Genomic DNA, 21312 nt, shown 5'->3' with positions numbered 1-21312 from the left:
AGGTGATCACTTTCGCCTCGCAGACTGCCCTATCCCGCCGGCTCGACGTGTGGTTGCGGTTTCTCCTGCGCGTCGTCTGCCGACGATGTTGATGCGGATTGAGGCTCGCGATCGAATGCTCTGGGTGTTCCTGTCGCCACGGCGGCCACGATGAGCGCGGCAAGGATGAAGCACACGCCGGCGTAGAGCACGCTTCCAGGATGACGTGTCGCATCGTTCGTTAAGAGGTCCGGCAGGGCAGCAATCCACAGCCCGAGAAACACTGCGCAGAAGGTACTTCCGCCCAACATCACGAAGTTTCGTGAGGATCGGTCGTCCGCGGTGCCGGATGTCCGGTTCCGGCGCCATTCGGCGGGGAGCACGGTGAGTGCGACCACCGCGAATACTGCGACCACGGTCATCATCACGATCCCCTGCGCGGTGGTCTTGGCGTCCCCGGCGAGCATGCCGGCAACAGCCGACGGCGCACTCGCGACGACCAGGACGAGCGGTGTCAGGAGACCAGCGAGGACGGTTCCACCGACGATTCGCGATGAGCTCGCTCCTGCGTTACATGCCAAGGTCTTCACCAGCCAGGTCAGTACGAAGGGACCGAGAGTGGCGAACAGATAGATGCTGTTGATCGGTACCGCCGCGATGGACGGCTGGTTGGGATCGGAGTCTGGGTTCCACACCCACCAGGCGTTGTGTGGGCCGAGGTGGTCGAACACCTCGTAGAAGCACTGATGAACGAAACCGACGCACACAGTGCACCGATGAGCAGTCCGCGTCGTCGGAATACACCGAGACTTCGCACCGCCTCGTAGGCCAGAACTGTCAGGGCGGGGTAGAGGGTGACGATGTAGAGCGGTAGTCGGTCGAAGAGGAACTCGACCGTGAAAGTGTTGTGAGCGAACACGACTGGCAGTTGGTCGGCTATTCCGAATTGCTCTGGGAAATAGACCGGCGGTTCGATCACCAGTAGATAGATGATCGAACCGATCCACAGGCACAGCGCTGTCGGATCGCCGAAACCGCGCAGTCGGCGCACGGCGTGGAGGAGAGCGAGGATCGCCAGCAGAACGAAGAGCACTTCGACTACCGGTAGCGTCGCGTTGGCGAGGTCCAGTGGATTGCGAAGGTTGATGAACGGCCGGGTGTCGGCGCACGTGAAGGCGAGTTGCCGTGCAAGTTCGGCGAAGGCGGGGGAGCAGGGACCTGCCATCGTCGATCAGCTCGCCGCAGTCGGCGTCGAGCTGTACCAGTGGGCGACATCGTCGCCTCGTTCGTAACGCTTGAACCAGTCGTCTGCGAACTCGGGAAGCGGCTCCTTGGCCGGATCGTGAAACGGTGTCTGGCTCAGCAACACCCGCGCGGCGCTGGTGATCTTCTGGCTCCACGGCACTTCGCCGAGAGCCGGCATGGGCACAGGTTCATCCGACCTGAGCCAGGGGATCCGCGCGATCATCGCGTTGCGCAGGCTGAGCGCAGGTTTGATGTTGTTGGCATCCATGCCCCGTTCTGCGAACGGCACATGTTCGTTCATGCCGTCGGCAACGATCCGCGCCGCCGCGTACAGGTGCTTGACCACGGACGGGAGCACCCGAACCCGGTACCAGTCATTGTCGACCACGGCGTCGTAGACGACCAGAGCCGAGCTGCGGTGTTCGACCTCCTCGACGAAGTGCCACATGAGCAACGACGCGACCCGGTCGTCACCAGGGCGGAACAGCACTTCCTCGTTGTCGAGCAGGAGTTTGAAGAAGGGGGTGAACGTGGCCTCGAGATCAGCGATATAGGCAAGCCGATAGTTGACCGACTTAGTTGCGGTGAGTTCGTCGTAGGACGCGATCACCTCGTCGAACGTCTCTTGCAGGCCCGGGTAGTGCGCAACGAGGGACTTGAGATGCCGACGATGGCACGTTGCATGCTGCCCCTCCTGACGGAGGAAATCGGTCGCTTCCTCGGCAACCGCAGGATCGGTGATCGAGGGCAGCGCTTCACGAACGGCGGCCACCAGCATCTTCTCGAATGCGACGGCAAACACCGACACAATGTTCATGAACGTCGAGAACGACGGGTTGCGTGGATTCCACACAAAGGGAAGGTCGTCGTCGAAATCGAAAGGAATCCGGCGCATGGGCAGTGCGGTCATCGGTCACCTCGCAGGGGCTTGGGCTGTGGTCGCGGCGTGCGGCTACAGACATGATTGACACTCATAGTCTTTGTTGTCAATCAACCCCGCCGGGGCAGCTACTCGCTCAGCCCCATCGCCGGTACGAGCACCCGCGTGACGTACCCGCGAAGACTCTCGTTGCTCTGCGCCGAGGGGCCACGAAAGGTCATGAGCGACACGACGAAGCGGAGAAAGGTCTCGGTCATTTCGTCCATGTACTCGACACGATCGGGGCGGTAGGTCTCCAGCGGCTGCAGGAACCCTTGGACGAGCGCCATCACGTCGGGGGTGAGTAGTCGACCACGTGCGTCCGGCTGCCCGAGGACTGTGACCATCGGTGAGATGGCAGGGTTCTTATTGAACTCGTCCAGCGCGGTCAAGCAGAGGTCGACCACAAATCCGGCGGCAGTGCTGTTAGCGAGGGCTGCCTCCGTCAGTCGGCGACTTGCCTCCGACGCTTCCTTCTCGATGGCGATCTCAACGATCTCTTCCTTCGTCGAGAAGTACTTGTAGACCGTTTGCCGCGACACCTGCGCCTCGCGCGCGATCACGGTGAGTGACGTGCGTTCCAGACCGTGTTGCGCCAGCGAACGGATCGCGGCTTCGACGATGTGATCCCGCGGATCTTCGGGCGGCCCTTGAGCCCCCCAGGCGACGCGCCGGGGGACACTGTTGCCGTCAGATGCCACTGTCAGACCCGTCGCCGAGCTCGATCGCCCTCCGCTTGGCCAACTCGTCGCCAGCCTGACCCACCGTGTTCACACGACCACGCTACCGCCGCAGGGACCGGTGTCATGTTCCGCAGAACGTCTGGAATGTTCCGGTGAACGTCTCGGGGGCCGCCGCCGCGTAATGCTCCCATCCGGCCCGGTCCTCGAAGGGGTGGGTCACCGCCGCCAGGAGTTGCTTGAACGGAGTCATGTCCCCAGCTGTGGCCGAGCGAAGCGCGGCGTCGAGATTGTGGTTGCGTGGAATGTAGAGCGGGTTGACGCGGTCCATCGCGTCCGCGGTCCGATGAGGGTCACGACCCAAACGGTCGAGCGCAGCGTGCCATCGGTGCAGCCATGGCTCACGGTGGGCACTCGGTATCAGAGCGGTCAAAGGGGAGTGCTGGCCACGCAGTTCGTCGGCGAGAGCACGGAAGGTTCCAGTCCAATCGGCACGGTCATCCTTCATCACGATCAGCAGATCATCGACCAGGTCGTTCTCGCCGACTGCGCCGGCCAGTCCGATCTTCGCCAGCAGACCCTCGGCCATGTATCGGTTGTAGCGATCGTCGAAGGTGCTGAGAACCGCGGTCGCGGCGTCGATCGCCTCGTCCGGTTCCGCACCGATGAGGGTCAGCAGCGTCTCCGCAAAGCGTGCGAGATTCCATTTCAAGACGGCAGGCTGATTGCCGAATGCGTAGCGACCACCGCGATCGATCGAACTGAACACCGCGGACGGATCGAAAGCATCGATGAAGGCGCAGGGGCCGTAGTCGATGGTCTCGCCGGAGATCGTGGTGTTGTCGGTGTTCATGACTCCATGGACGAATCCCACGAGCATCCACTTCGCGACCAGGGCCGCCTGCCGATCGAGCACCGCTTCCAGGAACGCGATGTACCGATCGCCGCCTTCGGGGAGTTCGACGATCTCGGGAAAGTGCCGAGTGATCGCATAGTCGGCGAGTGGCCGGAGGAGTTCGGGCCGGCGGGCCGCGTACTCAAAGGTCCCGACACGCAGATGGCTGGCGGCGACCCGGGCGAGCACCGCGCCAGGCTCGATTCCGGTGCGATGGATACCTCGTCCGGTGGCCACGACCGACAGCGAACGCGTTGTTGGGACACCCAACGCATACATGGCCTCGCTCACGAGGTACTCACGCAGCATCGGACCCACCACCGCGAAGCCATCACCACCTCGGGAAAATGGGGTCGAACCAGAACCTTTCAGCTGTAAGTCAACTCGGCGTCGGTCGACGTCGATCAGTTCACCCAGCAGTAGCGCCCGACCGTCGCCCAGCAGCGGTGCGTACCCGCCGAACTGGTGTCCGGCGTATGCGGTGGCAACGGGTGTCGCGTCGGTGGGCGCCGCCGCGCCGGACAGAATCGCAACGCCGTCGGCCGACCGCAGCGCCACAACATCGAGCCCCAACTGCGTAGCGAGATCCTCATTGACGACGAGCAGCTTCGGCTCGGGTACGTCGGCTCCTCGCCACGGCACGGTCAGCGGCGATAACCGATCGGCAAACGTACTCTCGACACCGGTGATCACCGAGCTTGTGCGGGTGGGAGAGTCGGACGGTGCTGGCATGGTGCGAGCGTAACCCCGCACCCGATGTCTACGCGGCGGGAGACTCGGCGCTGGCGATGAACAGCACCGCAAGCTGACCGACCGTGACGAACGGCTCGAGGACCACACGGTCGTCGTCAGAGATTCATCGCCCTGACAGCCCTCATTCGAAATCTGAAGGTAGACAAGGCAAGTGGCCAGCGTACAGTTCAGGAAGCGACGAGAGCGTGCCGGCATGACGCAGTCCGAGCTGGCTGACGCGTGCGGGATAGCCCACTAGCCAGGCCTCGGCGAGCAGCGTCAGGGCACTCTAGCTGGTGAGATGCCAGTTCAGTGGTGGTGCGGGGGAGCGGGCGTCTATTGAATTGATCAATCGTGAGGCTCCAGTGCCCGCTTGGCCTTCTCCAATGCGGCCAGCGTCCGCAACACGGACTCGCGTTTCGCGGTCAGATCCGACACCTTGGCCTTGCCGCTGAGACCGGAGTCAAGTTTCGCGACAGCGAGGCGTTCCTCGAGCTCGGCGAGTCGTGTAAGCAAGCCCTCGGCTCGGCTCGCGAGTTCGGCCTGGTCGGGCGGGGAAGCGGCTGGGCGTCGAGCGGCGTCCGGCTTGGCGGACCGTACTGCTGCAGCCGCGCCCCGCGCATCTGCTCTTGCGCCGGTAGCTGCGGGTCGGGTTACGGCGGCACTGCGCCCCGTCTGAGACGTGCGACGCGGCGGAGTGTGAGTACGAGTATTGGTCAGCTCCGCACTCGCCTCACGAGCTGCGACCCGATGCTCACGCTCCTCATCATCGTCAGACTCCAGGGACCCGCCCAATGGGCGAAGACCATAGAACGCGATGAACTCACGGGCCTCGGCGATAGTCTGCTCCGCGGCGCGGCAGCGCCCGCACCGCGGTTCATCACGGAGGTCAACAACCTCCTCGTCGGACGAGCACCACACACATTTCCGCATCGTGGTGTCGGTCACGGAAGCACGGGCAGCGAGGTTAGGCACGGGTGAATAGCCTACGACACAAAGCTTTTCACACCGAAATCGGGGGTGATCGCACACCAGCGATCTGATATCAAAACCGCGGTCGGATCCAACAGCTGGAACGGACTACCAACAGAGGTACATCTCTCGCGAGGGTTGCCACGAAGTCAATTAAACGATGTCGGCGCGCCGGCATGACGCAGTCTCAGCTGGTTTGTGCGGTTGCCGGAACGATTGCAACCTAGCTCGGCTAGGGCGAGTCGGACCACCGTTCTTGATCATCCGGAGGGAGCGTGATGGCCTATACATTTACATTTTGTGGACGAACAGAATCCGGGCCCCGCACCAGGAGAATCGTCACTGTGACAGATTGATCGTCGACCGTGGGCAGTGGTCGGCGGGAGGTCGGCAAGACTCAGGTGTATCGCGCGGGAGCTGAGTTCCCGCCAAACATGGACGATCCTCGACATTGATGTCCTATGGATCATGCGCAAGCACTCGACGTCGCGGACACTCAGAGCCGAAGCGTTGTCAAACCTCGCCAGAACGGCCACCAGATTCGCCAAATTGGCGAAAACTCGCCAATCTCGGTGGCCGTTCACAGAGTTCTCTCACCTGCTTTCGCACTCGTCCCTACTTCGCGCCGATAAGATACATTATGTCAAGTACAAGCGGTAATGTTGCAGCAGATGCAGTCGAACTCTCTTGCCCTGCCGGAACCATTTGCAGTGCTGATCTATGAGTTGCTTGAACACAGGCCAAATCTGCAGACAACCGGTGCGGACACCATGTACCTTTTCCCGGGCTATCGCCCGGGCCGACATATTGGCTCGCAGCAGGTGATGCACACGCTTCGGCGCCTCGGCATTGACCTGCGCGGCAGCCGCAATAGCGCGCTAGCTAACCTCGTACAACTCGCGCCACCGCCCATCGTGGCCGACATGCTCGGCTTCAGCTACCGAGTCACCGAACGCCATGCTGCACTCGCCGCAACCACGTACGCTCGCTACGCCCACACCCTCTCCCACACGATCGCATCGCTCAACTGACCGAGGCTTCGTTGCGTTGGGAGCCTGTCCGAGATTCTTCGCGCCAATGACGCCCGCGGAATACGCGTTTCGTCGTCAACGGCTCAAAACTCCAGCCTGTCGGCAGTGTGAGCAACCTGCATCGACTGTCGGGGGTCACCTCTAGTGTTGTTGCATGCCGTCGCCCCAGAACGAAGCCGACTCACATAGGACCGACGTCCCCGTTTTGCGAAGCCTCGGCCCTGAGTATGACGAGAATCTCCATGGCCGGCATGCGAGGGCACTGCTAAAGGTTCTAGCGGACCGGTCGGCAAACGCCCCTAGGAACATCGCGCTCGCAGGCCACTACGGCAGCGGAAAAAGCAGTGTGCTTCTCGGCGTGCAGAAGGGACTCGACAGCAAGAAGATCCCATGGGTCAATCTGTCCCTTTCCAGCCTCGGCGTCGACAACACGAAACGCGCCCGAGTGCAGGAAGACGGGTCGGTAGCACCGCTGACAAACTTAATCCAGAAAGAGATTGTCAAACAACTCCTGTACCGCAAAGCGCCGAAGGATATGCCCGGGTCCCGCTACTTCCGAATTGACTCGTTCAACGCTTCACGAGCATGGCAGTGGTCTGCCGCGGTGGCCTTAGGATTTTTTGCAATCGCTGTGCTGCTCGGACTAGTCACGAGGGTCAAGGAGGTGGCTCCCACCTGGATTGCGGAAGGACCGGGATGGGCCCCTTGGGGTGTAGTCGGCGTTCTTGGAGTCTTCACCGGCGTCATCTGCTTCCTGACACTGCGTGGGCTCCAAAACCCGCTGAAGGTCGAAAGTGTGTCGGCTGGCGGAGCCGCCGTAACACTGCGCGCCAAGGAGAACTCATATTTCGACGAGTACCTCGACGAGATCGTGTACTTCTTCCAGCAAACTAGAACCCGGATCGCGATCTTCGAGGACCTCGACCGGTTCAAAGATCCCCACATCTTCGAGACGCTGCGCGAGCTTAACACCGTCCTGAATCACTCGGAACAGGTCCGAGCCCGCCCCGTCAAGTTTGTATACGCGGTGCGCGACAGCATCTTCGAACAGCTAGATGCAGAAGTTGATCACCCAGCGAGCCTTGGCTCGACCGATGCGGACGCGCCTGACGGTGACCAATCGCCTGTGACTCCCGACGGATCTGTCACCCCGGATCCGGCAACTCCGCGAGCGTCTCTACTGGAATCCGCGCCTTCGTCGAACAGGACGAAATTCTTCGACCTAGTCGTGCCGATGGTCCCGTTCTTAACCCATCGCTCAGCACGCGACTTGCTTGCGGAGGAGTTCAAGACATCGTCGCAAAAACCCTCTCCAACTGTGGTTAGCCTAGTTGGAGCGGATCGAGCGCTGGCGGACATGCGGCTTATCCGCAACATCCGAAATGAGTTCGAGATGTACCGCGCATCGGTCCTGAGCGACAAGGGCCTTCAGGGGCTCAGTGAAGACCGGCTCTTCGCGATGATGGTCTACAAGAACACGCACTTGGAGGATTTCGAGGCAATCCGGCTAGGGACGAGCCGGATCGACGCTGCCCACCGGGCATATCGGCAGATGGTCGAATACCAGGTGAGTTATCAGGCAAAGCGACGCTGGGCGGCTCTGAGGGGCATCCGACGGGCCGAGCCATGGGACGAACGCGCGAGGCATGCAGGTGAGACGCTTCAACGAGTGCTCCCGGTTCTGCATCGAGCAAACCGTCAACGCGGCGGCGCCGAACCAGAGATCACCACTACGGCTGGTCGCTTCCAAATGAGTGAACTCACGTCGGGAAAATTCTGGGCAGAGCTGTTTGAGAGCGGAGGCTCGATCGACATCGGAATCCAGGGCTACCAGCCAACTAGGTTGTCGTTTGACGAGTTACTGATGCTGGCGGGTGAGCAGGGCCATGCGATGAAGAGCCACGTCGAGATGGACCTCAAGGAGCTTCGTCGCATCTCACTCGAGGCGCGCGAGACTAAGGACTTTGTGGCCAAAGCCTCGATGCCTGAACTCATGGCTCGCGCTGATCTGACGATGCCGTTTGGCGCCAGCGAGAAGCGAAATCTCGACGAGATCGTCGCAGAACTAGTTAGTCCGCTCGCACGCAACTTGCTAGCTCAAGGGTTCATCGACGAGAACTTCACGCTCTATTGCTCGGACTATCAGGGCGTGGCAATCAGCGTCAGCGCGATGAACTTCATTCTGCACTGCGTTCAAGTTGATCGGGCGGACCCGCTGTTCCGATTCGATGCCCCCCAGTCGATCGACAGCGTCAGAGCTGAGATGGGCGAGCGCTTCCTCGGAGGGGAAAGCGTTTTCAACCTGGAGGTGTTTAACCATTATCTCACGAATGACCACTCTTGTCTCGCAAGCGCATTCGACCGCATCGCCGTGCGCGCGTCGACTGGGGATACATCATTCGTTGACCTCTATCTTGAGGACGAGACGGTAGCAGCTACACGGACGAAGCACGAACTATTGAAGCAAATCGCGCCGCTCTGGCCGGAAATTTTCACCCATACCGTCGCTGGCCAGTCGGCCGGTCCTCGAGTCGAGTTCTTGGACACAATAATCCGAAGTGCCTCAAACAACGTAAACTATCAGACTTCTGACCAAGTCATCAATTTCGTCCAAGAACATTATTCGCAGATGACCATCTTCAAGGATGCGATGCCCACCGAGAATGCTGAGTCATTGGCGAATTTGCTGTTGTCACTTGATGTTAATATTCGCGACCTGAGCTTGGTCGGAGAAGCTCAGCTCGACGCCCTCGTGGCCACTGGCCTCTATCCGGTCACTAGGGCAAATCTTCATACCGCACTATCGCGAAGAGAACGCGATGATTCCGCTGATAGTCAGGTAGGCGAACATATTTCACTAGCGCTGGACGACGTCAAGAGTCGTAATTCGGTTGTATACTCACACCTAGTCCGAAATCTGCCCGACTATCTCGACGCGCTGTCTACTGATGAATTCACCGTCGCGGAGTCAGAATCATTCGTGGATGTGATTAGCGATATTTCTGGTCTGCCAGCGAATCTCATACAGACCGTCGCGGAACGGGCATCGGCGTCGTGTACCATAGGCAATCTTGCCGATGTCGACAGGGCGGCTTGGCCACCTGTGGTTGCTGCGCACCGCTTTGTTACCTCTGTATCCAACGTCATCCTGTATGTGCAAGAGTACGGCGTCACCTCGGAGCTCGCTGGGGTCCTTGTAGAGCAGAGCCTTGCAGAGGTTGATGCGGTCGATGAACAAATGAAGACGGACCTAGCGTATGCGCTGATTGAAGCTGAGACGCTCGGTGTTCCGGACCGCGTCTCCCTGATCGGCGAGTTGGAAAAGTCTGACTACTTGGATCCGTCCAGGCTTAGCACTGGGCTCACGCTGCTGCCCGAACTGGTCGCGGCAGGGCATGTGTCAGACGATGCCGAAACGTTTGCCTGCTTGTCCGATCAGCCAATATCATCTCGCACGCGCTACTTTGAACTGTCGGAAGGCCTTGTCTCCTATGTCACCGATCTGGAATTAACAGCCGACGACCTCAACGAGATCATGAAGAACGCGGATGTCCCGCGTTCCGTCAAGGCAAAGATCGCCAACGATGCCGTCTTCGTCGCCGGACGGATCTCGCGAAGTAACGCAATTACAATCTGCAATTGGGCGCTCATGGGTAACGACGTCTCGACTGCGCTGCTTCTGGAGCTCTGTAGAGCCAAAGCACCAGCCGAGAAGATCCTCGTCTTGCTTGAACCGCATCTTCCTTCAATCACTCTCGATACGCTCGATTCGATTCTTGATGCGCTAGGTGGCGAGTACCAACGCCTCACATCCACCGGACATCACGTTCCTCGCCTCAAGGAAAGGGAGGGAACGGAAGCGCTACTGGACGCACTGAAACGTCTCGACCGAGTGAGTTCCTATAGCGAGCCCCGATTGTTAGTCAGCGAATTTAAGGTGTACATGCGGCGCTGACCCAGCAAGGGAGCCAGCGCCCCCTACTCCAGGTGTGGGTGTTCGGAGGGACTCCGAACGTATCTATCCTCCTCCTCGAATCTCCAACCCGAGAATATGGTCGATTCGATATTGACGGTTACCAATAAACCACCGCATATTGAATTGCGCAGAAACGAAACTCAAGCAAGCTCCACCAACCCAACCCTGCCGGATGGCAGACTAGTTGAGATACTGCTGCTTGACCCGAAGATGCACTTCCGCCGCCCGGGAGAAGCGGATGACCCGATACCGGTCGCTCCCGACGCGCTCCGCTCGGTGGCCGACGCAGTCTGGTCACTCGGCTGGCCCAACCCCGGGCACAAGCCCAGCAGGACCATCCACGAGTGCTTCCTGGCGCTCAACAGCCGATACCGCCACTGCGACGTCTATTGGGCGATGCACAAGTACCTGAAAGACAGCAGGCTGCGCGTGGTGCGCCGCAACTGGATGCTGCTGAAAGACGTCGACGCGGTCCTCGCCGACCGGACGCGCACCGTCGAGGACCAGGTCGAGCTCGAGCGCGAGCTGGAGCAGGACCTCGTCGACGCATACATCACCTGGCTCGGCCGAACAGACGTCCGCAAACACCTGTTCACGAACGGACGCGAAGCCGACCTGTACGACCGCGCGAACAATCTGATCATCGAGGCCAAGGCGAGTCACCGCGACGACGTCATGGTCGCCCACGGCATGGGCCAGGCCCTCTACTACCGGTCACTCGACGATCTCTCTCTCTCTCCCCCCCCCCCCCCCCCCCGACACCCGTGTCGCCGTCCTCCTGCCCGGCCGACCCAGCGACCCGGTCCTGCGCCTTCTGTGGCTCTACGACGTCGGCCTCATCTACCGCGACGCCCAGACCTTCAGGGAGGTCTGGCCGTAGTAGGCAGGGGGCTGGCGGCGGTGACTTCTTCAACGGCGCCGGCAAGACCGACATCCTCGTACGGCACGACAGCCGGAACGTATTCATCGGCGAGCCGACGATCTGGCGCGGTCCCAGGACCGTCCAGGAAACAACTGACCAAGTGCTCAGCTACCTGGTGTGGCGCGACAGCAAGGCCTTCACTGCCACGCCCAAGTGTTACATGTAACGCTCCGGGCTGGCCAGGGCGCACAGCCCCCGCGATCATCATGGAGGAATCGAGAATGCAGATTTACAGGTAAAGCGTCGCATATTGCATTGCACAGCAACGGAACTCGAACAAGCGCTCCACCACCCCAACCCACGCCGTACGACACTGCGCATGACGTCATCGCGCCAGTCCCAGAAAAGCCATCAACGAGCGTTCGACTTCGATGAGCTGTTCGGATGTCAGACGGCCAACACGCGTCAGAACATTCGACCGTCGTACCGCGGTTAGCTTGTCCACCATCACGTCACTGTCCCGTTCGAGGCCCGAGATCGCGTTGCGATCACTCGGGATACGGATCCGCAACAAGGGCGCATCGACAAGCTGGCTCGTCATCGGCGCAACTACCACCGACAGAGTTGAATCGAAAAGGTCATCCTGCACGATGACCGCTGGCCGCGGCTTGGACGCATACACACCACCCGCAACGGTCCAGATTTCGCCGCGAATCACGCCTCGTCGTCCCAAGACGCGGCGACAGCCTCGACGAAATCCTGCTCATCTCCGTCGGCCTCTGCCACGAGAACTGACTGCTTGTGGGCTTGCGCGGCAAACTCTGGCGTTCGTACGTCAGGAACCCAGACCTGCAACGGTCGCAAACCGCGCTCACGCATCCGGCGCCTGTACTCGCCAACTCTGTCCTTCACTGCCATGCCCACATGTTACATGTAACGCTCCGGACTGGCCAGGCTGCACAGCCCCGCGATGATTATGCAGGAATCGAATATGCAGGGTTACCGGAAAACGCCTGCACATCATGCTGCCCCGCAACACTATTCAGTGTCGAATGACAAGGTAGATGAGACTTTGACACCCAAGTTGAGACTCGATGGCACAGATCCGAGACTCCGAACTCAATGAGCCGGCGTGTGCGCTATCCGCGAGCGGCTACTGCCAGTTTGGCCGACTCAACCAAGTGCTGCGCTGCGCGGATCATCCGCTTTAGCTCCGCGGAGGTTAGGTCCTGATGCGTGTACGCAGCCTTGTTCTTCAGGTTCAACAGCGTGTTCAGGTGTCGCTCGGATCCGCTGTCCGCACGCTTCAGGAGGGCTGCAGCCTCGGCGTGGTTGCCGGTATTGGAGTGCACACCAAGGCGAACACAGCAGATAACGTCTGAGGCTGCGATGCCAGCGTCGACGTACAAGTCCCCAGCGGCGTTGGGCATCTCCTTCCCGAGATGGTCAGCGGCATCCAAAAACTCGTTCGCCTTCGACATCCGCCCTGCGATGACCGCGGAGTCACAGTCGCGCTGCGACGCCATCAGAACCTCCCCGACGCGGGGCGCAGCTGCGCGTTGAACCAGGACCGCGTACCCGCAACGGTGAGGCCTTGCTTCGCCACGTCACGAAGCAGAGGTTCACCCGCGGCAGCCGCGGCGCGGAATTCGTCCGCAGCGTACTCGACTATGCGGCCGTCGTTGCCGGTCCACGCTGTGATGAGCCGGGCAACCTCTGTCACCCGATGCCCCCACACGTCGTCACCTTCGCGGCCCCAGTCCCCGGCGCGCACCAGGATCAGGTCAATGTCGCTGTCTCGCCGCATATGCCCCGTCGCCGCCGACCCGAAAACCGCAGCGTACCGAAGCGTCTTACCCCACTCTCGGAGGTGCTCTTCGAGACGGTTCAGAAACGCGGAGTTCAGACGTGCCAACGCCATGATCGGCTCAGCGGCGAGGTGTTCAGTGTTGAGTCGATAGGTATTCGTCCTACCCACCTGGTCGTGCAACACCACGCCCTGAATGGCGAGTCGGTTGAGGACCTTGCGGATGCCCTCAGCCGACGCCGTGGTGAGAATGCGATGGACCTGGCTGATCGTGAACGTAGCGTCTGCGGACGCCAACACGGCGAGTACGTCTCCGTCCAGGGTCGGCGTTACCGTGGCAAATGGTTTGTTCAATTGCACGCCCGACACCTCCTGAGATTGCAACTAAAATTAGAGTAACACAACTATAGTTGACCTTGGTCGCATGGAGTTGGCCAAGAGTCACGCGGCAGATTCCTGCGAACCGGAGTCGTACGGCACAGCGAAGCGGCCTACCTGACCGGTCAGCACCCCGCTCGTTCATTCGCCACGCCGCACCACTTCCGACGCCTAGGCTCGCTCCTGCGCGAAGCTACCAGTTAGCCAGACCGCGCGCCCTGGTTCGAGTGATTGGAATATGCAGCAATTGAATATGCAGCGTTACCAGTAGACCTCTGCGTAATACCCTGTGCTGGAATTGCTTTCATGTGCCGGATGATGACGACAACGCACTTGGAACTTCACACTCTCCCTGCAACTTCTCACAAAGAACCAGCAGCGCCTGGATGCGTCACCGCCCGTAGATCCAGTTGGGGTATGCCAACAAAATCGCTCGGATTGCACGTAAACAGTGGAATACCGTTCGCGATGGCGCTGGCAGCGATCAATGCGTCATATGCGCGCGCACCAGGTTTCCGCCCCGATGATCGCAACGCGGCCGCGACGCCGCCGAAAGCTCGCGCACTTTCGGCATCGAATGTCAGCACCTCGAAATCCGCCTCCGCCTGCTGCACATGCTGTTGCCGGGCACTTCGCTCGCGATCGGTCCGCGCGACATGCGGGCCGACCGAAAGCTCCGCAAGGGTGATTGCGCTAATCACCGATTCCTCAGGCAGCTCGTCGGGATCAGCCAGCCTCCCAAGCAGAATCACGGTTGACGTGTCAAGCATCCCCCGCCTTGTGGCGACCGGTTCTGTCATAAGGACGAGTCCAACACGCTATCAACGTCAGACCGCAGGACGTCCGGGTCGACCCGTGGAAGATGCGCGCGTCGGCGGATCAACTCCGTTGCGCTCACACTCTTCCTGGGCAAAGCACGGAGTTCGGCCACTGGCTCGCCATCACGCGTGACCACGATCCGCTCCCCGCGCTCAACTCTGCGCAACACCTCCCCACCGTTGTTGCGCAAGTCCCTGACACTCACCACTTCAGCCACAGCACGAGTGTATCACCGGTGATACACCCGTGCTCTGGCTGAATATGCGGCAATCGAATATGCAGGTTTACCAGTGAACTCCTGCATCAGATGAGCGCATAGTCATTGCATGCTGCGTTTCTGTGCCGATGTGTCACCCGCGGACTGGATCACGCGAAGCCGGGACGCGTGGAAGTCCCTTGCGCTGTTCGGGCCTCCCGAGTTCGAGGCGAATGCGCGGGTCCGTTTCATACCGGATCCGGACTGCCCTCACCAGAGGTATCCAAGCGAAGACTTCACAGAGCCCGCCTATGACGGCTATGAGCACGCGATCGTCGCCAGGACGTGCATGGCCTTGGCTGCGACGACACGCAGCTCCGACGACTGCTACTTCGCGATCTGGGCCGGCTAGTCAGGTGTCGTGTCTCCCCTACCGGGTAAGCCTCGAATGCACATCCCGAACCGCGACTACCACCTCTACGCCGGCACACTGTCCGACATCAAGGAGTGGGAGGAGCCATTGACCCACGAAACGCCTGCGCTACTCCACAACCCGCCGGCCTTCGTATTTCCCGCCGACCATGCCTGGTGCCTAGCAAGCGACACAGATCCTCACTGGGCCGGGATCGGGGCGGACACAGCCACCATCCGCGCCCTGACATCCCGAAACGACATCGATGTCGTGACCGCAAACCGATACGGCCGCCAGCCGTTCTACGACTAACCCCACTGAGCCGAGGATGGATGAACGTCGCGGATTCTGACTACTGCCCGTAGGTGTATCGCAGGTTGGCGTTGATCAGATTGCCGATGCGTTGGCACAGATGACGGGTTGGCGGTCGTCCGGGTAGGGCTGCTCGGTGAGCAGCGTCCACCGCAAATCGGTACCACTGCGCCCGCCGCTCAGATCGAATTCGACCCGAGCGTCTGACCTCTTCGTCCACAACGACGACCACACCACTCGCGTGGGTCGATCGGACTCGAGGACAGTGGGAGTAACCTCATCGTCCAGAAGGTGAAGCCAGGGGCGGGAAGGCTGCCGATTTGGGCTCACGAGGTCATCGAAGACCACGTGCGGTGGTGCCGGCTGATTCTTTTCTTTCGACGCGACAGCTTCCACACGACAAGATTCTCAATGCCTCACGAGACGTGCAACCGCATTATGCAGCGATCGAATATGCAGGGTTACCAGTAACCCACTGCATCTTGTGCTACGCCGCAACACATTTAGCACCCTTCGATATCGATGGTCGGCGGCGATGTAATTCGCCGGCCGCCGAGCCCTACTTGCCCACATGTCATCGCGCGAGTCCCGGGAACGCCATCAACGAGCGTTCGAATTCCACGAGCTGCTCGGAGGTCAGACGGCCAATGCGCGTCAGAACATTCGACCGCCGGACCGCAGTCAGTTTGTCAACCATCACGTCGCTGTCCTGCTCGAGACCCGAGATCGCATCAGGGTTTCCTGGGATACGAATCCGCAACAACGGCGCATCGACAAGCCGACTCGTCATCGGCGCAACACCCACCGACAGAGTTGAATCGAAAGATCGCGCCTTGACGGAGTAGCGTCCGCCGTGTGAGGTGGGTGCGGGTGGCGTGGTTGGTCCTGGGTGTGCTCGGCGTCGCGTTTGCGGTGTGGAACGCCTTTGAACCTGCTGGGTGGTCGTCGATGTCGTGCGGCAAGACTGGCGAGTTGGACGAGCCTGGTGTTCGTGCCGACGCGACCTGCGATGATCCGGTCTGGTCGGCGTATGGCACATGGCCGCCCGTCACTGTCGCCGCTTTACTCAGTGCCGCACCAGTTGTCGCTGCGCTGGTGATGCGGTTCTGGGTGTCCTGGCTGGCAGTCGTCGCACTGGCGGCGCTGACGGTCTACGGGGTGGCGCATTGGACCGGTTTCTGGGGGCTATTGATGGTCGGTGGCGCCCCGATGACCGTGGCCGCAATGGCTATCGCGGCATTCCATCTCGGAGTGAAGGCGTACCGCGATTCTCGCCGTGGCACCCCGGAGGCGTACGCCACCTGATCTCCCTTGCGCGCAGTAAGCCTCCGTCTCATGTCAGACCACGTGCGTACCTTTGTACCTAGACCGGGATGGAGGACACGATGAACGAGACGGCGCCGCAGATGCGCCACGACGCGACCGGACGGGAGGCCCGGCGGGAGGCTCGACGCCGACCAGACCGAGCAGCTCGTCAGCGAGTCGTACCCGCAGGTGATGGAGCCCAGCGTGCCGAAGTCGCAACGGCCTGTCGACCCGACCGCGTTCGGGCGGCCGTGATGACCGTCGACAGCACGGCCCTGCGTCGCACCGCGGTCGAGACCGCACGGTCGCTACCGGAGGTCACTGAGGGGTATCCGTTCAGCCCAGGACTGCTGGTCTTCAAAGTCCGCGCCCGGGTGTTCTTGATCGTTACCGACGACACCGACGACCACGTGATCACCGTCAAGAGCGAGCCTCCCCACGTGGATGCGCTCGTGCGTGATCATCCCAGCGTCCAGCCCGGCCGCTACCTCGACAAACACCACTGGCTGTCGATCGGGGCAGGCAAGAACATCACCCGGGCCCTGGTCGAGGAGTTGGTGCAGGACTCCTACGACCTCGTCGTCGATAACCTCGCTCGCGGCGAGCGCGACCGTCTCACGTCGGGCGGCGTACACCAGTTGAGCGGCAGGGGGTAACCGTGCCGCCCGAACCGACGTCGTTGTTCGAGATCGATGATGATTCTCGCCCCCTTGCAGATCGCCTCCGTCCCCAGACCCTCGAGGAGGTCGTCGGGCAAGATCACCTGCTCGCATCCGAGGCGCCGGTGGGCCGGATGGTCGGCCAGGGCCGGCTGGTGTCCCTGATCTTGTGGGGACCGCCCGGGTGCGGGAAGACCACGATTGCGCGGCTCCTCGCGAACCGGACCGGGCTCGAGTTCGAGCCGCTGTCGGCGACGTTTTCCGGGGTTGCCGACCTGCGGAAGATCTTCGCCACGGCCACCAAGCGTCGCGAGATCGGCCGGGGCACACTACTGTTCGTCGACGAGATCCACCGCTTCAACCGCGCGCAGCAGGACAGCTTCTTGCCCTACGTCGAAGACGGCACCATTGTTCTCGTCGGAGCAACGACGGAGAATCCCAGCTTCGAGCTCAATGGGGCTCTCCTGTCCCGCTGTCAGGTGTTCGTGTTGCGCCGGCTCGACGACGCGGCGCTGCGAACGCTCATCGTTCGCGCCGAACAACTCACCGGTCGCACCTTGCCGTTAGATGCCGCCGCGACCGATGCGGTGGTTGCTTTGGCCGACGGCGACGGCCGGTACCTGCTCAACCTCGTCGAGCAGATCCTCACCCTGCCCGACGACGCCGCCCCTTTGGACACGGTCGGCTTGGCAACGCTGGTACAGAAGCGGGCGCCGGTGTACGACAAGGCACAAGAGTCGCATTACAACCTCATCTCCGCTCTTCACAAAGCGATGCGCGGCTCCGACCCGGACGCGGCCCTGTACTGGCTCGCCCGGATGCTCGACGGCGGCGAAGATCCCCTCTACATCGCGCGTCGCCTGGTGCGGTTCGCGAACGAGGACATCGCAATCGCCGATCCCCATGCCATTCACCAAGCCCTCGCCGCCTGGGACGTCTATGAGCGCCTCGGCTCCCCGGAAGGTGAGCTCGCGATCGCCCAAGCGGTCGTCTACCTCGCGACCGCCCCCAAATCGATCGCCGTGTACCGGGGACTGAACCGGGCCATGCGAGAGGCGAAAACAACCGGGTCCCTCATGCCGCCCGCCCACATCCTCAACGCGCCCACCGCACTGATGAAACAACTCGGCTACGGCGACGGCTACCGATACGACCCCGACACCACCGACGGGTTCTCCGGACAGAACTACTTTCCCGAGGGCGTCGAGCGCACCCGCTTCTACGAACCCACCCGAAACGGCTACGAGCAGAACATCTCCGAACGACTCCGCCACTGGCAACGCCTGCGAGATACACACCGCGACAACGACTCCCCCGAATGACCCGAACGTCGAGGCCCCCGCGATGACCGCGACCGCAGCCAACTCATGCAACTCGCCCACCGTGACCGACCCCGGACTCCCACCCGAGCACGCGGCATGGAGAGACCGACTGTGCAGTGTGCCCGTAGCCACGGCTTCCGCCCGCATCCCGCTGTGACGCCCCGCCGAATGTGGCACGCGACGCACGTGGTGGCAGCTCTCGGAATTCCATGGGCGCTGGCTGCCTACTACATGGGATCGGACACCCAGACGATCACGCAAGACGCCCAACTTGTTGCCAACTTCCACACCGGGGCGGCGACCGCCGCAGCTGTCTTGCTGTTGAGTACGGTGCTGCTGCGGTTCTCCGGGCGCAGCTTGGCCGCCACGGTCCCCTTCGCCATCACCTGGGCCATCGCGCTCGCCTACTCCGTGTCCCAGGTCCGCGAGTACGGCGGCCACTACCGCTGCGACGTCGAGCTGTGCATGCCCGACTTCGAGCTTTTCCTCACTGCGGTCCCATTCGCGATCGCGGTGTCGACCGCTGTCGTCGCATCAGCGGTGGTCAACAGAGTCGCTCGTGACTCCGAGCTCTGAGTCGTGTCGACTTCGGGGAACACTGCTGCGCGCGGACCCGCCACCGTCCGGAGTCTCTGCTCGCGCAGTCGGTCACACGACGGGATCCAGAAGCCAGGCTCGCGGCCGAAGCAAGAACTGCTCCACACTCGTTCAGCGGTCACCACGGCCTGGAGTCCAGGCGGACCAAGCCGCGTCTACGTCAGTCCAGATGGCACGGTCTTGCCGTTGACCGTGACGGTGACCTCGCCGGTCCGCGTGTTCTCGATGACCTTGCCGTGCTCAAAACTCGCCTGCTGCACGTCGCCGTCGGTGGTGACGTCGCTGGTGGGCACTCCGAGAGGTCCGGGCGACCCGTTCTTGCCGGTGGGCGATGGAGTGCCGTCCGCAGCACGCTCGGTGTTCCATGCGTCCCGAATTCCGCCCGAGGTGATGACATACGCGGCCGTCCCGGAGTCGGTGTTTTTCGCGATGATCACACCGCCCTGGAACTGCTGAAACACCACGCCACTGTCACGGGTCCCTGCGTTGCGGTCGCCGGTCAGCGCTTTGCCGAGAGCATCCTTCTGAGCGTCGGTGGCCGAGGCGTACTTGGCGGCGATCGGACCGCTCATCGTCACCGCGACGTCGGCCTCCCCCGTGATCGTCACCTGAGCGGCTTCGGCCTCGGATGTCGCCGCAGCGGCCGTGTGTGAGGTCGAATCCTCGCTGGGCTCTGCCGACGACTCCGTCGCCGTAGCCGTGGCCATCGAGACCTGCGACGCGGCAGCGTCTTTCGAATCGTCACTGCCGCATGCAACGGCGGTCAGGGCAATTGCAAACAATCCGGCGACGCAACTGACGCGCAGCGCAGCGATCTGCCTCATGTGTTCCTTTCGATTTCTTCGACACCGAACCGGCCCGCCCATTCGATACGGAACCGGACATCCCCGTCCGACTCTATCGGCGACTGAAGACACTCGCGCGCGAGGCGCCATCCCGATAGGGCGAGAGACGTCAGGGACACGATCATCTTTGAGCGTCAAGAGTTCGCGAGGAGAAGCCAGCGGTCTGACCGCGGATGCTCGTGCTCATGCCTCCTTGCGCGCTCGACGAGCGGATCAGCAGTCTCCAGCAGAACACGCAAAGCGCCGGCTCACGTAGCTCCCGCCGTCCGGCGCACCATCAGCCCGTTGCCCTGGGTGAATCCGTGACGTTCATACAGGCGAATCGACTCGACACTCGGCGACAACACGATCTTGCTGTACCCACGACGCTCCGCGGCGCGGACGACTTCGGCCACGAGTTGGGTGCCGATACCGGAAAGCCGTTGATCTGCACACACATACAGATGGCCGAGGTAGCCCCACGAGCCGGACGCCCGGGTTCTGGGGCTGGGCATCCGCTGGTATTCGGTCAGGCACACCATCCCCACCGCACGCTCCTGCACCGACGCGTGCCAGACGGTTCGCGACGGGTCGGCCATCCACCTCGCGACGGAACCGAGGAAGTCGCGGTCGGCGCGCCAAGGACCCACGTCTGGATCGGCTTCCTGTGCCCACAGCCACCGCAACTCGGCGATGCCGATCGGATCGACACCGTCGGAGATCAACGCGCGCTCACCATCGTCCACCCGTCCATTCTCACGGCATCGCAAGCGTCGACCAATCGCCGTCATCGCATCAGATGCGTCCGAAGCGCGTCATCCGCGTCCGGAGGTGGACACGAGGAGCACTTCCGCGGATGTGTCGCCCGGGTTGTGAACGCGATGTGTGGTGTGCGACGGGAAGTGAATCGTGTCCCCCACGGCCAGCATGATGTCCGCGGTACCGATCCGGATACCGATGGCCCCGGTGAGCACGTACAGCCATTCCTCACCGCCATGACTGGCTTCCGGGGCCTCCGACGACGCGGGCACCACCAGACGGACCGCCTGCAACCCCGGAAAATCGCCGCTGAGCAGGGCGAGTCCGCCGGACTCCGTCTGCGCCTCCCGGTCGGTCGCGCGCGTGAGATGGTAAGGCGCGCTGTACTGGTCGTCGACGAGCCGGCTCAGCGAGACACCGAAGGAGTGCGCGATCTCGATGAGCGTCCCGACCGATGGCTGCCTGGTGCCCGACTCGATGCGGGACAGCTGTGTGGTCGACAAACCCACCTTGTCGGCGAGGATGCCGAGCGTCCAGTTCCGGTCACGGCGAAACTCGCCGACCCTCCGGCCGATCCAGCTGTCGTCATGCTGTTGCTGCCCTGCCACGGCCATCACTGTACCCACCCCTA

The 21312-nt window shown here is 61.9% G+C and carries 22 protein-coding genes and 1 pseudogene; 7 read left to right on the top strand and 16 right to left on the bottom strand.

Annotated elements, in window-relative coordinates; translation table 11 throughout:
- Positions 1–29: 29 nt before the first annotated feature.
- From AAFP35_RS11475 to AAFP35_RS11460, 4 genes are all read right to left on the bottom strand, one after another.
- Entirely contained in the window at positions 30–746 is a 717-nt protein-coding gene (locus AAFP35_RS11475) for a hypothetical protein (RefSeq protein WP_419221717.1), read from the bottom strand.
- Positions 747–1210: 464 nt separating this feature from the next.
- Positions 1211–2134 (bottom strand): metal-dependent hydrolase, encoded by a 924-nt coding sequence (locus AAFP35_RS11470; protein WP_419221716.1) that lies wholly within the window; start codon positions 2132–2134, stop codon positions 1211–1213.
- Positions 2135–2232: 98 nt separating this feature from the next.
- Positions 2233–2844, bottom strand: coding sequence for a TetR/AcrR family transcriptional regulator (locus AAFP35_RS11465; RefSeq protein ID WP_419221715.1), 612 nt, complete (start codon positions 2842–2844; stop codon positions 2233–2235).
- A gap of 103 nt (positions 2845–2947) precedes the next feature.
- Positions 2948–4450 (bottom strand): protein adenylyltransferase SelO, encoded by a 1503-nt coding sequence (locus AAFP35_RS11460; protein ID WP_419221714.1) that lies wholly within the window; start codon positions 4448–4450, stop codon positions 2948–2950.
- 172 nt (positions 4451–4622) lie between these two features.
- Between AAFP35_RS11460 and AAFP35_RS11455 the strand changes: the two genes are divergently transcribed.
- The gene (locus AAFP35_RS11455) at positions 4623–4709 is read left to right on the top strand and encodes a helix-turn-helix domain-containing protein (protein WP_419221937.1); all 87 of its coding nucleotides are present in this window, start codon (positions 4623–4625) and stop codon (positions 4707–4709) included.
- Positions 4710–4798: 89 nt separating this feature from the next.
- On the opposite strand, the gene AAFP35_RS11450 is transcribed toward AAFP35_RS11455, so the two are convergent.
- Positions 4799–5383, bottom strand: coding sequence for a hypothetical protein (locus AAFP35_RS11450; RefSeq protein ID WP_419221936.1), 585 nt, complete (start codon positions 5381–5383; stop codon positions 4799–4801).
- Positions 5384–6081: 698 nt separating this feature from the next.
- Here AAFP35_RS11450 and AAFP35_RS11445 point away from each other — a divergent pair.
- Entirely contained in the window at positions 6082–6453 is a 372-nt protein-coding gene (locus tag AAFP35_RS11445; protein ID WP_419221713.1) for a hypothetical protein, read from the top strand.
- Positions 6454–6607: 154 nt separating this feature from the next.
- Entirely contained in the window at positions 6608–10408 is a 3801-nt protein-coding gene (locus tag AAFP35_RS11440) for a hypothetical protein (RefSeq protein ID WP_419221712.1), read from the top strand.
- Positions 10409–10723: 315 nt separating this feature from the next.
- Here AAFP35_RS11440 and AAFP35_RS11435 read toward each other — a convergent pair whose 3' ends face one another.
- The 8 genes and pseudogenes from AAFP35_RS11435 to AAFP35_RS11400 form a co-directional block, all read right to left on the bottom strand.
- Entirely contained in the window at positions 10724–11116 is a 393-nt protein-coding gene (locus AAFP35_RS11435; RefSeq protein WP_419221710.1) for a hypothetical protein, read from the bottom strand.
- A 560-nt stretch (positions 11117–11676) separates the two neighbouring features.
- Positions 11677–12009, bottom strand: coding sequence for a type II toxin-antitoxin system PemK/MazF family toxin (locus AAFP35_RS11430; RefSeq protein ID WP_419221709.1), 333 nt, complete (start codon positions 12007–12009; stop codon positions 11677–11679).
- Complete coding sequence (locus AAFP35_RS11425) at positions 12006–12209, bottom strand: antitoxin MazE-like protein (RefSeq protein ID WP_419221708.1); 204 nt, start codon at positions 12207–12209, stop codon at positions 12006–12008. The genes AAFP35_RS11430 and AAFP35_RS11425 overlap by 4 nt, the downstream gene beginning before the upstream one ends.
- Positions 12210–12430: 221 nt before the next feature.
- Positions 12431–12817, bottom strand: a complete 387-nt coding sequence (locus tag AAFP35_RS11420) for a hypothetical protein (RefSeq protein WP_419221707.1) — start codon at positions 12815–12817, stop codon at positions 12431–12433.
- On the bottom strand, positions 12817–13458 hold the full coding sequence (locus tag AAFP35_RS11415; RefSeq protein ID WP_160904325.1) for a nucleotidyltransferase domain-containing protein: 642 nt from the start codon (positions 13456–13458) through the stop codon (positions 12817–12819). Before AAFP35_RS11415 ends, AAFP35_RS11420 begins: the two co-directional genes overlap by 1 nt.
- A gap of 380 nt (positions 13459–13838) precedes the next feature.
- The gene (locus AAFP35_RS11410) at positions 13839–14246 is read right to left on the bottom strand and encodes a type II toxin-antitoxin system VapC family toxin (protein ID WP_419221706.1); all 408 of its coding nucleotides are present in this window, start codon (positions 14244–14246) and stop codon (positions 13839–13841) included.
- A 26-nt stretch (positions 14247–14272) separates the two neighbouring features.
- Positions 14273–14500, bottom strand: coding sequence for a type II toxin-antitoxin system Phd/YefM family antitoxin (locus tag AAFP35_RS11405; RefSeq protein ID WP_419221935.1), 228 nt, complete (start codon positions 14498–14500; stop codon positions 14273–14275).
- 1289 nt (positions 14501–15789) lie between these two features.
- Positions 15790–16029 (bottom strand): annotated as a pseudogene (locus AAFP35_RS11400) (type II toxin-antitoxin system PemK/MazF family toxin); the annotation flags it as partial.
- 56 nt (positions 16030–16085) lie between these two features.
- Here AAFP35_RS11400 and AAFP35_RS11395 point away from each other — a divergent pair.
- The 4 genes from AAFP35_RS11395 to AAFP35_RS11380 all read left to right on the top strand — a co-directional run bounded on the left by AAFP35_RS11395 (position 16086) and on the right by AAFP35_RS11380 (position 19077).
- A complete protein-coding gene (locus AAFP35_RS11395) occupies positions 16086–16520 on the top strand; it encodes a hypothetical protein (RefSeq protein ID WP_419221944.1) in 435 nt (144 codons plus the stop codon).
- Between the two features lie 254 nt (positions 16521–16774).
- The gene (locus AAFP35_RS11390) at positions 16775–17176 is read left to right on the top strand and encodes an MmcQ/YjbR family DNA-binding protein (RefSeq protein WP_419221704.1); all 402 of its coding nucleotides are present in this window, start codon (positions 16775–16777) and stop codon (positions 17174–17176) included.
- Between the two features lie 2 nt (positions 17177–17178).
- Complete coding sequence (locus AAFP35_RS11385; RefSeq protein ID WP_419221703.1) at positions 17179–18501, top strand: replication-associated recombination protein A; 1323 nt, start codon at positions 17179–17181, stop codon at positions 18499–18501.
- A 96-nt stretch (positions 18502–18597) separates the two neighbouring features.
- Positions 18598–19077 (top strand): hypothetical protein, encoded by a 480-nt coding sequence (locus AAFP35_RS11380; RefSeq protein ID WP_419221702.1) that lies wholly within the window; start codon positions 18598–18600, stop codon positions 19075–19077.
- A 176-nt stretch (positions 19078–19253) separates the two neighbouring features.
- On the opposite strand, the gene AAFP35_RS11375 is transcribed toward AAFP35_RS11380, so the two are convergent.
- The 3 genes from AAFP35_RS11375 to AAFP35_RS11365 all read right to left on the bottom strand — a co-directional run bounded on the left by AAFP35_RS11375 (position 19254) and on the right by AAFP35_RS11365 (position 21289).
- Complete coding sequence (locus tag AAFP35_RS11375; protein WP_419221701.1) at positions 19254–19922, bottom strand: LGFP repeat-containing protein; 669 nt, start codon at positions 19920–19922, stop codon at positions 19254–19256.
- 269 nt (positions 19923–20191) lie between these two features.
- Entirely contained in the window at positions 20192–20668 is a 477-nt protein-coding gene (locus AAFP35_RS11370) for a GNAT family N-acetyltransferase (protein ID WP_419221700.1), read from the bottom strand.
- Positions 20669–20737: 69 nt separating this feature from the next.
- The gene (locus AAFP35_RS11365) at positions 20738–21289 is read right to left on the bottom strand and encodes a helix-turn-helix domain-containing protein (protein ID WP_419221699.1); all 552 of its coding nucleotides are present in this window, start codon (positions 21287–21289) and stop codon (positions 20738–20740) included.
- Positions 21290–21312 lie beyond the last annotated feature (23 nt).

Origin of the sequence: Gordonia sp. CPCC 206044, assembly GCF_048537895.1 — a bacterium.
In the GTDB taxonomy this organism is placed as follows: domain Bacteria; phylum Actinomycetota; class Actinomycetes; order Mycobacteriales; family Mycobacteriaceae; genus Gordonia.
Note: the sequence above shows the minus strand (reverse complement) of the source record. Positions and strands in the feature narration are given on the sequence as shown.

Excerpts from the sequence above, each read along its gene's own strand:
- AAFP35_RS11470 (WP_419221716.1), bottom strand. The coding sequence starts at position 2,134 with ATGACCGCACTGCCCATGCGCCGGATTCCTTTCGATTTCGACGACGAC.
- AAFP35_RS11460 (WP_419221714.1), bottom strand. The coding sequence starts at position 4,450 with ATGCCAGCACCGTCCGACTCTCCCACCCGCACAAGCTCGGTGATCACC.
- AAFP35_RS11450 (WP_419221936.1), bottom strand. The coding sequence starts at position 5,383 with ATGCGGAAATGTGTGTGGTGCTCGTCCGACGAGGAGGTTGTTGACCTC.
- AAFP35_RS11445 (WP_419221713.1), top strand. The coding sequence starts at position 6,082 with ATGTTGCAGCAGATGCAGTCGAACTCTCTTGCCCTGCCGGAACCATTT.
- AAFP35_RS11440 (WP_419221712.1), top strand. The coding sequence starts at position 6,608 with ATGCCGTCGCCCCAGAACGAAGCCGACTCACATAGGACCGACGTCCCC.
- AAFP35_RS11425 (WP_419221708.1), bottom strand. The coding sequence starts at position 12,209 with ATGGCAGTGAAGGACAGAGTTGGCGAGTACAGGCGCCGGATGCGTGAG.
- AAFP35_RS11420 (WP_419221707.1), bottom strand. The coding sequence starts at position 12,817 with ATGGCGTCGCAGCGCGACTGTGACTCCGCGGTCATCGCAGGGCGGATG.
- AAFP35_RS11410 (WP_419221706.1), bottom strand. The coding sequence starts at position 14,246 with ATGCTTGACACGTCAACCGTGATTCTGCTTGGGAGGCTGGCTGATCCC.
- AAFP35_RS11390 (WP_419221704.1), top strand. The coding sequence starts at position 16,775 with ATGACCGTCGACAGCACGGCCCTGCGTCGCACCGCGGTCGAGACCGCA.
- AAFP35_RS11380 (WP_419221702.1), top strand. The coding sequence starts at position 18,598 with ATGGAGAGACCGACTGTGCAGTGTGCCCGTAGCCACGGCTTCCGCCCG.
- AAFP35_RS11375 (WP_419221701.1), bottom strand. The coding sequence starts at position 19,922 with ATGAGGCAGATCGCTGCGCTGCGCGTCAGTTGCGTCGCCGGATTGTTT.